General features: G+C 52.1%; 6 protein-coding genes. 4 read left to right on the plus strand and 2 right to left on the minus strand.

What is annotated here, in order from left to right:
* Position 1: 1 nt before the first annotated feature.
* Both BM025_RS01480 and BM025_RS01485 read left to right on the plus strand, forming a co-directional pair.
* Complete coding sequence (locus BM025_RS01480) at positions 2-1,108, plus strand: M24 family metallopeptidase (RefSeq protein ID WP_085847252.1); 1,107 nt, start codon at positions 2-4, stop codon at positions 1,106-1,108.
* 327 nt (positions 1,109-1,435) lie between these two features.
* Complete coding sequence (locus tag BM025_RS01485) at positions 1,436-7,315, plus strand: DUF11 domain-containing protein (RefSeq protein ID WP_244515387.1); 5,880 nt, start codon at positions 1,436-1,438, stop codon at positions 7,313-7,315.
* A gap of 402 nt (positions 7,316-7,717) precedes the next feature.
* Here BM025_RS01485 and BM025_RS01490 read toward each other — a convergent pair whose 3' ends face one another.
* A complete protein-coding gene (locus BM025_RS01490; protein ID WP_170842081.1) occupies positions 7,718-10,270 on the minus strand; it encodes an ATP-binding protein in 2,553 nt (850 codons plus the stop codon).
* 46 nt (positions 10,271-10,316) lie between these two features.
* Positions 10,317-10,832: a putative pterin-binding protein gene (locus BM025_RS01495; protein WP_090875124.1), complete on the minus strand. Its 516-nt coding sequence runs from the start codon at positions 10,830-10,832 to the stop codon at positions 10,317-10,319.
* A 216-nt stretch (positions 10,833-11,048) separates the two neighbouring features.
* Between BM025_RS01495 and BM025_RS01500 the strand changes: the two genes are divergently transcribed.
* Both BM025_RS01500 and BM025_RS01505 read left to right on the plus strand, forming a co-directional pair.
* Entirely contained in the window at positions 11,049-11,669 is a 621-nt protein-coding gene (locus tag BM025_RS01500; protein WP_085847249.1) for a response regulator, read from the plus strand.
* Positions 11,670-11,972: 303 nt separating this feature from the next.
* Positions 11,973-12,482, plus strand: a complete 510-nt coding sequence (locus BM025_RS01505; protein ID WP_085847248.1) for a hypothetical protein — start codon at positions 11,973-11,975, stop codon at positions 12,480-12,482.
* Positions 12,483-12,523 lie beyond the last annotated feature (41 nt).

Below are 12,523 nucleotides of genomic sequence, written 5' to 3' on the forward strand. Positions count from 1 at the left end.
CATGACACTCACTCGCACCCAATCCCGCCTGTCCCACCTGCGGACGCGTATGGCGCAGACGGGCACTGATCTCGTGGCGCTTGGCCCCTCAAGCCATATGGCTTGGCTTTCAGATGTGCACCCACACGGTGATGAACGCCCTGTGATGCTGCTGGTCAGCCAAAGCTATGCAGGGTTTCTCATGCCCTCGCTCAACAGTGCTGCCGCACGGCAATCCACGGATTTGCCATTCCATATGTGGCGTGATGACGAAGGCCCCGAAAGTGCATTGAACGCGCTTTTGCACGATTGTGGCGCGACGGGCCCCGATTTGATGGTGGTGCTGGATGAAACCATGCGCACAGATTTTGCGCTACGGCTTTTGGATGCAATGGATGCCCCACGACGTCGCTTTACCGACGACACCGTTGGCTTGTTGCGTGCGTCAAAAGACGCTGATGAATTCGATGCCATCAAAGCCGCACATTTGCTCAATGACACCGCGGTTAAAGCCGCGTTTGATGCGCTTGCACAGGGTGTAACCGAGCGTGAAATCGAGGCCGTGATCCACGCGCAATACAAAGCCAACGGGGCCACGTTAGAATTTTGCTCAGTGTGCTTTGGGGCCTCTGGTGCATTCCCGCATCATTACTCTGGCGATACAAAACTCACAGCCGACACAGCGATCTTGATCGACACAGGCTGTCGCCTGAATGGCTACCCGTCCGACATGACACGTTGCGGATTTTTCGGCACGCCAACACCCGCCTACCAAGAGGTATTTGACGTTGTGGAACGCGCGGTACAAGCCGCGCTTGCCGCCGCAAAACCCGGTGTACGCGCCTGTGATATCGACAAAGCGGCACGTGATGTGATCACCGATGCAGGGTACGGCGACAAGTTTTTGCACCGCACGGGGCATGGGCTTGGCATCGATATTCACGAGCCGCCCTATATTGCTGCGAATTCCGATGTGGTGCTGGCGCAAGGCAACGTGTTCTCAATCGAACCGGGGGTTTATCTCAGTGGAGACTTTGGTGTCCGCTTGGAAGAAATCGTCATCTTGCGCGAAACAGGCGCAGAGATTTTCTCTGAAATGCCACGTGATATGGTGGTTAAAGCAAACTAAAGCCCCCTCTGTCTGACACCACGCCAGCCGGTGCAATCAAACCATCGGCTGGCGTAAATATTCAAAACGACGACACACCAACAATACGAACGTATAGCCCTATCCCCCAATAGCTATCCCAACTGAGCCTGTGAACCTTGGCATCCTCAAGACGCATCGTGCGACATTCATCGCAATGTGGTGCGCATTCAAAGCTGTCAGTCCTGTCGCTCGGAAACAAGGCTTGCCTGTGTACCTGTCCTGTCCCTTTTCCAATTTGAAAGGGACCATGAATGAGAGGTTAAGGTCTTGGGTGCGCAAAGAGTTCTTCCGGCAGTCGTAAAAAGAGTGTCCAAATTTTCGTTAGCTGTGATGTGTGCTGGCGCGCTTATTGCAACCATGGGAACATCTGCGTCTGATGCAGGTGATTATTCAATCGATTGGAGTGCATTTGATTGGCCTGACGGCGAGACGGGTCCTTTGGTGCGGACTCTGCGAGATCAATACGGCTTTGAAGTGGACGCCACGGTTGAACACTCTGGCGACTTCATTTCCTACAGAAACAGCTCGGGTGTCATCACACCAACACCTGATGACACTACTATCTTTGGTGGCAATATTGAATCGCTTATCCTTGTGTCTGATGCACCCCCAAACCAAGGTGCAATTGGCGACGCACGCATCATCTCAAGCGTGTCGGCAAGTTCAGGTGGCGTTGCTATTCGCGTCGACAATCTAACAATCGATGTGCTTGACATTGATGCAAACGACAACAATTCCACTGCAGATAGATGTGATTTCATCACTGCGTTTGGCGACAACGGAAACCCAACACTTTCTCCAGTGAGCGCCACGCCAACGTTGGTCACAGGGCCCGGAACGGGATCTGGCCTCACTGGCGCTCTGACCGCCAACCAAGCACAGTGTATTTACAATGATGGGCCAGCTGGTTCACCAACGTCACCAAATGACGATACGGGGACAGTTCGCGCAAGTTTCCCAGATGCCACATCGTCAGTGACATTTTGGTATGATGAAAGTATCCAAAATGTAAGAAATTACAACGTTTTCACAAACTATGACCCCGGTGCACGGGGCATCGGCATGTTCGGGAATGCCAATTTCACCGTTGATCAAAGCATCTCTTTGGACAGAAGCGCTACGCCAACAAGCGCCCTTGCTGGGGATAACGTCACCTACACTTACACGGTGACCAACAATGGCGCCCTGCCGTTTAATCCCAATCAAGATGTAATCATCGAAGACAGCCTTTTGGGAACAGTGACGTGTCCCGCGATCGCTGCCCCGATTGCACCGGGGGGCACTGTCGTGTGTAGCGCATCTTACACGCTGACACCCGCAGATTTGATTACCGGATCGGTTGACAGCACCGCCACGGCGGGCATCGGGGCCATCGGCCAAGCCTTTCCTGTGCGCCTGCAATCCAATCCTCAGTCACTCTCAGTGGCAAGTGCCGTAAATGGCCCCATATCTGGCCCACAAAGCTGTTCGCCTGTGTCCATATTTGACTCACCGCGCACACAATTGGCCGGAAGCGGTAGCGCCGGTGCCCTGACTCTTTCAGATGTCTTCCTTTTTGACGATGTGACCACAGATGTGAATGGAAACCCGATTGATGTGGTGTTCCAGATTGATCAGATCAGTGATGCAACTGCGGTAAACGTTTCCACAGGACTAGAGGCACGCATGACACCAGCGGACGATGCGTTTGTCTCATTCCACCTGCGCCTTGTTCAGGACGGAACCGCAACCACAGCCAACCCCCAAGGCACTGCGATTGATCAAAGCCGGATCAACGGTATTTTGGTGCAGCAAACGGATGTGGACAGTCGCGGCACTTCTGATGATTCCTCTGACGTGGTTGGAACACTTGATCCTGTCACCAACATTTATCATTTCAACACAGCGCCTTTGGCCTCGTTCCCAGTGGGTAATCCAGCCATAGCAATGGACCCTGCCAAAACGGGTGATCCGACAAACTGGCTTGATGAACCCAACGAAACCAATTTCGACAACTATGTGACGATGGAATTCGACACGTTTGTCGAAGCGCGCTTTATCCACGGATACACGGGCACCTCAACCAATGATGCGACCCGCGGCACGACCATTCTTTTGTGCGCGATTTCCAACACGTCCCCAGATGTGATTGCCGAAGACGACGACTATACCGCGTCACCAATCAACGCACTTGCAGGCGGCACAGCTGGCGAAGTCATGGCCAATGACACGATTAATGGCCTGCCTGCTGCCTTTCCCACGGCAACGCTTGAGGTGTTGGTCGAAGCAACGCCGCAAAACACAGGCGATCCCGTTCCAACACTGGAAGTTTCTGGTGCGGCAGCGGGCAGCGTTTTGGTACCAGCGGGTGTGCCTGCTGGCGTCTACACCATCGAATATCAACTCTGCGACGCTGTTGACCCGACAGATTGTGATCGCGCCAAAGTGACTGTCGCGGTGTTTGACGGCAACGGGTTAGATTTCGGCGATGCCCCCGTCAGCTATTTGACCGCGTCTCACGGCATATCCCTAACCCCGACGATCTATTTGGGCGATACGCCACCAGACAGTGAAATTGTACCCCAATCCGATGCGACGGCCACCGCAGATGATCTATTGGAAACCGATGACGAAGACGCGGTGATCTTTCCCATTTTAACCCAAGGCGTGAATGTCACGCTTGATATTGATGTCACTGGACTTGGCTATCTTCAGGCTTGGATCGATTTCAACGGCGACGGCGTGTTCGAGGACGCTTTGAGCGAACGGATAGCCACTGACCTGCGTGACAATGGCACTGGCGCAGATGTTGTGGCGGGGGACGGCGTGATCCAAGTGAACGTGACCGTACCGACGGATGCCACCACATCCACCACCTTTGCACGCTTTCGCTATGGCAGCGAAAATGGTCTGTCCATGGTGTCATTCGCGGTGGATGGAGAGGTCGAAGATTATTCTTTGCTGATTGCTGCGGCTGATTTGGTCGACCGTGGTGATGCGCCTGCAAGTTACGGCGACCCACGCCATGCGGTCGTGCCGTCAATTTATCTTGGGGCAGGCCTGCCTGACACAGAAGTCACGCCGCAAAACAGTCCCTTGGCCGATGCCGATGACCTTGCGGGCGATGACGACGAAGATTCTATTGCGGGTTTCCCATTGCTCGTGGCTGGCAGCACAGTGCCTTTAACGGTGCAGACGAATGAAACTTTGAGCATTCAGCTAGCACTTGGCATCCCTGTGTCCGAAGGGATCACCAATCTGCAACTATGGATCGACTTTGACCAAAGCGGCACGTTTGAGCCAACAGAACAGATCGCTGTCGATTACCGCGATGGTGGTTTTGGCGACACAGATGGCACGTTTAACAACCAGATCAGCCTCAACATTGCGGTGCCCAGCGATATTGGCAATGGCACGTCCTTTGCCCGACTGCGCTGGTCCACGTCCAGTGCTGTGGCCGCTGATCCATTCGACGGGTTCAATGCAGATGGCGAGGTCGAAGACTACCTCGTCACGCTGTCCAATCCAAACGGGCCTTTGGTCTGCGACACTGGGTTCTTCATGGTTTATGCCAGCAATGGCAAACCCATTCTTGAAAAGCTTCAGATCACCGGTAGCCCCGGCAGCTACACCAGCCAGCGCACCACGTACCCGCCTGATTTTGCAGGAAACTACGGGATAACAGGCTGGGGGTGGAGTGAAGTGGATAATTATATCTATGGCATTCTGCGCAACACGTTCCAACTCCACAGGGTGACCTATTCTGGTGCAGTTCAACCGGTGATCGACATGGCCGGCCTTGGTCTCGGCACAGTGGGCAGTACGCTTGAAATTCTTCCAAACGGAATCATGATCTACAACATCCTTGGACAATCTGGGCGCTATCAACTGCTTGATATTTCTGATCCATTGAGCCCTGTTAATCTGGGTGTTTTGGATGCAGGGGGTGGTGCGCCCAATGGCTTAGACATGAGCTATAACATCCGTGACGGGCTGATTTATATGATCTCTAATGGCAACAGCATCTATGCCATGGACCCAAAAGGCGGCACATCTGGCGCGACGACCACCACGCTTGTCGCCGCTAATGTCCCTTTGCCTGCGGGCTTTGGGTCATCGCAACTCGATTCTGTTTGGATGGATGAAAACGGTTTTTTGTACGCCTATGACAACAATTCGCGTCAAGTGTTTGGTCTTGAGGTTGGCGCTGCAGGTGCCCGCCCAGCCAGTTATCAGTTCTTTGCCATTGATGGCACAGGCAGTGCACCGATTGGCAATGATGGCGCGTCGTGCCGCAAAGGCAGCCTGTATGCGACTTCCGTCTTTGCCGAGGGTACGATTTCCGGTACACTTTTTGAGGACACCGACAATTCTGGCACCCTGAATGGGGGTGAAACGGGATTGTCCGCACTCATTACAGTCGCGCTTTATAATGACAACGGCACGCCAACCGACATCGCGGATGATGTGCTGGTCCAAACTGGCGAGACGCTCAATGACGGCACTTATAGCTTTGCCGCCGTCGATGCGACGCTTACCTATAGGATTGAAGTGGATGAGACCGACCCCGATATTCCCGCGGCGCTCAGCTTGAGCACGACAAATCCGCTCACGGGTGTGACTGTCACGACAGGTGCAGACACATCTGGGCAAGACTTCGGCTTTGCCACAGTTGCCGCCGCTGCCGATCTGTCGCTCAGCAAATTGGCGCAGGACACAAGTGGTGTACCTTTGACCCAAGCCGATGCAGGCACAGCGTTTGATTTTGTTCTCACCGTCACCAATGATGGCCCAGGTGCGGCCAGCGATGTGACCGTGATCGACCGCCTGCCCGATGGGTATTCTTATGTCTCTGATGATGCGGCCGCCACTGGAGGCAGCTATGATGAGGGCACCGGTCTTTGGACTCTTGGCAACATCGCAAATGGGGCAACTGCATCTTTGACGATCCGCGTGACAATGAACGCCACGGGCGAGCATACGAATGTGGCGGAAATCACTGGGTCAAGCTTACCTGATCCAGACAGTGATCCTGCAGTTGGTCCGCTGACCGATGATCTGTCAGACGAGATCGCCGATGATGATGAAGCGCAAGCCACTGTGACGCTCACAGGCGCAGGTGCCGTGATTTCTGGTACGGTCTTTATCGACAATGGCAACGGCGGCGGCACGTCATTTGACGGGGCACAAAACGGCACTGAAATTGGCAGTCCTGCCGCGACAGTATCGGTATTTGACAGCACGAACACGCTGATCGATACCCCTGAAGTGGCAGCTGACGGCGCATGGTCTTTGGTCTTGCCAGCAGGCTACAGCGATGTTGTGACTGTGGTGGTGACGCCAGATGCGGCGCATTTGGTGATTTCTGAAACACCAACAGCATTTCCATCGCAAACCAATACAGACACCCGTGATGGTCGGTTAAGCTTTACGGCTGCAGCCAACACCGATTACGCAGGACTTGATGTTGGGTTGCTCCAAAGTGCCAAACTGAATGAATCGCAAGATGCAGCGATTGCTGCGGGTCAAGTTGCGCTGTTGCGCCACGAATACTACGCCGATGCAGATGGCACTGTGATCTTTGACACCACTGTGGTTTCTCAAGCCCCTGCGGGCGCATTCACCGTGGCCTTGTTTGAAGACAACGGTTGTGACGGAACCGCAGATGTGGTGATTTCAGGTCCTTTGACCATCGCGCCAGACACGCTTATTTGTGTCATTGCACGGGTGTCTGCCTCTTCTGCTGTGGGGCCAAATTCAAGCTATATTTTTGATCTTACGGCAGATACTACCTATGGCACGACTGGCATCACTGAGCAGGATCGCAACACCGATCGCCTGACAGCGGATGCACAACAGGGGTCACTCAAGCTGAGTAAAACGGTCCGCAATGTCACGCAAAATTCGGTGGAAGCCGTCGCCAACGGCGGAACTTTGGGAGATGTTTTGGAATATAAAATCTACCTTGAAAACCCAACGTCTTTGCCTGCGACGGATGTCACGATCTATGATAAAACCCCACCTTATACCGTGCTCGATGGTCCGATCCCAAGCCCGATCACAGTGGGCGGCAGCCTAACGTGCACGGTGGGGTTGCCTGTGGCAAACGTGGCTGGATATGCTGGAAACCTACGCTGGGATTGCACAGGAACCTATCTGCCTGGGTCGCAAGGTGCGGTAAGCTTTGAGGTAAAAATCTCGCCATAAAACTGCATCTGTTTTCAGGTTTTACCAATGATCAAACGCCCCCAGTTCACCTTGGGGGCGTTTGTTGTTTATTGCGACAATGATGCCCCCTCGGCAAGACAGATCCAATGCAGACAGCAACGCACAACAAAAAAAGCCGCTCTTCCAGGGGGAGGGAAGAGCGGCATAATTCAGGCAATGCCGATTATGAGCTGTGCGATACAAACTGAGTGCATATGAGGAAACACACATTCAGTTTATATCGCTATGGTATTGCCTGTGGAGGGTCTTTCAAATTGGAGGGTTCAGTAATCTTATCAATCGTCTTGATGTATTCATCTTAGCCAAGCCATTGCCTAAAAGCGCGCATTCCTTAGGATAATGATGCTATGCTTTTGCATAGAACCGCACACCACCACTCAGTTAATTTAGGACTTTAACATCTTGATCCATGACAAGATGTTGCAATTCAAGGCGCGTTTGCGACCATGTTTGTGACATAAGACCAAGCAAATCACAGACCCGATCACTTGCGCCAGCATCACACGCATCTTGGATGTCTCGCCCAATGTGATGCATCTGACGCGCCCCCATCACAGCGCAAGCGCCAGCAAAAGCGTGGACGTGTTCGCGAATATCACACAACCGCTCACGTGTGTTGATAAAGGCGAGATCTTGTTCGCTTTGAATGAGAAATTTCTGAAGTTGAGTGTTGAATTTTTCTACGCCAATCACTTCGATAACTTCAGATATCTGATCCATATCGAGCAAATCAGTGTCTTGATCCACAGCGTCATTATCGGCATCTTTGATGTCATTTTTAAGCCCAGCGCAACTTTCATAGAGCACTTGGATCAAGGTGTTGCGTCGCAGTGGTTTTTCGATGAATCCACTCAACCCTGCTGCGCGGAATTCTGCGCGTTGTTGTGGCAAAGCATGAGCCGTCACGGCGATAAAAGGCGCTGTGCGACTTGGGCCGGTTCCCGATATAATCGCCTGTGTGGCCTCAATCCCACTCATACCAGGCATGGAAATATCCATAAGGATCACATCAAAAGCTGACTTTTGCGCCAATTCGATGGCTTCAGGCCCACTTTTAGCAACAACCGCATGATGCCCCAACTGTTCGAGCATCGCTTGCAATAATTCACGGTTTACAGTGTTGTCATCGACAACAAGGCAAGATTGCGCAGGCAAGCTATGCGCGCGCCCAAGTGCCTTGTCGGAAACGGATTCTGTCGTGGAATTCACATGCAGACCAGTCACATCTTGCGCAGGCAATTCGACACGAAAGACAGTGCCATGGCCGAGCTCAGACGTACATGTGATTGTCCCATCCAAACGCCGCACTTGCCGTTTTACAATGCCCAAGCCCAAGCCTGTGCCACCTGTTCTGCGTTGATAACTGCTGTCGAGCGAGACAAAATCATCAAAGATAAGTTGAACATCCTCCTGTGAAATTCCGATCCCAGTGTCTTTCACTTCAAAGACCATGACCCCTTGCGCATCGACGAAACGAGAGGCCAATGTCACGTCACCATCCGGTGAGAATTTGATCGCATTGCTCAGTAAATTGACCAAAATCTGTTGCAGCGCACGTGGATCAGTCATCACCAACCGATCATCCAACCCCGCCTGATCAAGATGAAACCGGACCCCCGACACATCGGCAAAAGGTGTCATTGCGCCAAAAATCGTGGCCGTCAATGTCGCGATATCGACGGGCGAGGGCTCGGCACCTTCATCTGTCTCAATCCGCTCGATGGCCAAAACATCATTAATATGACCCAACAGAATATCGCCAGAGGTTTCCGCCGCTGCCAAATATTTGCGTTGTGTGTCGTCCAAGTTGCCATCATCAAGCAATTGCAAAGCTGAAATCACCCCATTGAGCGGCGTGCGCATCTCATGGCTCATCATCGCAAAAAAGCGTGATTTTTCTTTATACGCCGCAAGCGCCTCGTCCCGTCTTTGCAGAATTTCGGCTTCTTTTTCCTTGGCATCCGTGATGTCACGCACATAAGTGACAAACATGTTTTTTTCATCAGACCGCACGCGCGTGGCGACAACTTCTGCTGAGAATTCTCGACCCGCTTTATCAATCATCTTCCACTCAACGCGACCTTGGTCGGCAATCAGGGTTTCGCCCGTACTGCGGTAGTTTTCAAAGTAAGAATTCAGACGACCACGATACCGCTCGGGCACAAGTAAATCGATCAAAGAACCACCCAGCATTTCATCGTGATCGTATTTGAAGACAGCTTTCGCGGACCCATTGGTTTCCAGAATTGTTCCAAATTCATCAACCACGATCACCGCATCCAATGAGGCGCGCAGCATTGAATTTAGCCGTTCCCCCGTGAACTCTGCGTCTTGCGTGGCAAGGCGCAAAGATTTGGACCGCCGAAACAGAATGAAAATAGCCCCAATCAAAAAGGCCGTCACAAAAATGATCGCCGACACAAGCGTTTCAATCAGAAAGATGATTTGTTCACGTTCGCTTTGCGATGCTTCAGCGTCCATCGCAATAGACGCCAATGCAATTTCACGGGCGACATGGCGTCGGGTTTCCAATGCGTCGCCGAATGTGCCAATTTGCGCGCGCAAAGCATCGTCGGGGCCATCAATAAGTGGAATAAATGCATCAAGATCTGCTCTGAGAACGCCAATGCCATTTATCGGCCCAGATATGGTTTTACTCACAGTCTCAGCAATTTTAACGCGACTGTAGAACACGTCAAATCGTTTGCGCAGATCATCCAGATCGTCATTTTCATCAAACTCAACATGGTGAACTGCTTCAACCAGCTTAAGATACTCGACCTCAAGCTGGGAAAACAGCCACTCTCGTTGATCTTGCTGCGCGGTGTCGAGCGCGCCAAGACGGCTCCACACTGAAAAGGCGAGCACACCTGACAACGTCAGCCCCAAGACCAGAGCGATCAACCAAGCCGCATTAAACCAAGTTTGCTTCATATCTGCTCCGGCTTTTTCGTGCATGGCCCCTCATCATTCGACTGGTTTACTGCGAATCCAGCCGATTCAACTGCCAGATAGAACGACTATAGATAGTCTCGGTTTGATAGGAAGACTTGCTATCATATGGGTAAACCACCCAAAGCGGGCCTTTATCGCGACGCTGCATTTCTTCGCCATTCATCGTGTAGGCAACGATGGGACCATCTTCTGTGGCATCAGTAACAGGAACAGTCACTTTATAATCATTGATCGCAATGGCAGAGACGTCGCCCTCAGTGATTTCATACGCGGCAAACAGGTCATAAAGCGAAACACCGACAAAGGTCACTTCACCTTCGGTCCAGATTGTCGAGGTAGTGAATGTGGTCTGGGGCATCTGCATCAACGCTTCAAGCGTCAATTCGGCTTTGATACTGGGCGTCGCAACGGTCAATACCGTGTCACCATGATCTGCTGCGGCTTGCGCGATAGTCATCAAAGACGCAAAAGCAGCAACTGCAAACATCGGTACATGGGCAGTTGCAGACGTTATGGGACGGGTGCGAAATATCGTGTTCATTGGTCTCTCCTGTGGCTCTTAAGAAAGACTACCCCTATTCGTGCGCATTTTTTATGCTGCATAGGTCGAGTTGGACTATCCTTTCGTATAGGAAAATGCCCAAATAGCACCAATGATGCCGAATTTGCAGAGCTTATCTATACGAACTGTCCCCTTGATGAGACGTCTGTGGTCCGTGCTAGACATATTTGAACTTGTATTTTTAAGGAGTAGCCGATGACCCTGCGTATTTTAATTGCAGATGACCACGATATGGTCCGCGAAACCATTGCAATGTTTCTGGATGCGGATGGGGGGTCACAAACCTTTGCTGCCAAAAACCTACATGAAGCGCTTGAGATGATTGAAAGCGAACGGGCTTTTGATCTTGTTCTACTAGATTTCACCATGCCCGGGATGAAAGGGCTTGAAGGTTTGCAAAAAGCACTCGTTGCCAATGACGGTCGCCCAGTGGCATTGATTTCCGGCACGGCCACTCGGTTGATTGCGGAACAAGCGATGGAAATGGGTGCTGCAGGATTTTTACCCAAAACCCTGCCCGCCAAATCTTTGGTCAACGCAGTGCGGTTCATGGCAGCCGGCGAAGTCTATGCGCCCGTAAGCTTTATGTCTGGCAAAGATGATCCTGAGGAAACCGACTTTGAACGCGATTTGTCAAATCGTGAAAAACAAGTATTGCGCGGATTGATATCAGCCAAATCGAACAAAGAGATCGCGCGGGATTTGGATCTGCAAGAGGTGACGATCAAATTGCATGTCAAAACACTGTGCCGCAAACTTGATGCAAAAAACCGCACCGATGCGGCCATGATTGCCCGCGACGCCGGATTCGTTTGATCCCTCAGATTCGCTAAACGCCCCAAACACTGCCGAAAAATAGCAAAACGCATCTGCCCCCGCAGGTGCGTTTTTTGATGCTGGGATAGCGCCGTACTCCAAAAGCAGCAAACCTCCTATCCGACCCGCATATCCACACCTATCCGAACGGATAGCGCCCTAGCTCTCAGGCGATTGCATTCCCTCCTTCGCACCAATGCGCGGTCGTTAAGTTTCAGAAATGATGGCGTTATCGCGGTTGTCTTTCCTTGACGACCAGATGCGCAACTGCCGGTTTCATCCGGCTCATCAGGGAAGTCGCTTATGACTTATTCATTTTTAAAAAAGCTGTCGCCGCTTGTCCTCGGCGTGGTGGTTTGCACAGGCGCTCCGGCGTTTGCAGATGGTTTGGGCAGTACATTTTCATTTCTCGTCGTCGATACAGACGCGGAAGGTAAAGAGGCGCTGGTCGAACGTGCTTCTGTCAAACCGGGCGAGGTCATTCACTATGTCCTCTCACATGAAAATACGACTCAAGACGATATGCAGGGGCTGATCATTGCCGCTCCTGTACCTGAGGGTGTGACCCTCACCTCCGGTGGTCAGAGTTCTTCTGTCCCATCGGTTTTCGAAGTTCAGGCTGAACTCGATCCCGAACTGGAAGGGTTGGAATGGTCCACTCTGCCAGCGATGCGCAAAGTCGTCAGTTCAGATGGCACCCTACGCGAAGAGGCGCTGCCCGAAGACGAAATTTCAGCTGTGCGCTGGACTTTGTCTGAAGCGCTTGTAGCGGGCGAAACCGCCCAAAACACCTATCGCGTTCGCGTCAACTGATCCGGCTTTTCGGGTCTTTTCAATCCCTTTTAAACTTAGAG

The organism is Pacificibacter marinus, from assembly GCF_900109555.1.
Taxonomy (GTDB): Bacteria; Pseudomonadota; Alphaproteobacteria; order Rhodobacterales; family Rhodobacteraceae; genus Celeribacter; species Celeribacter marinus_C.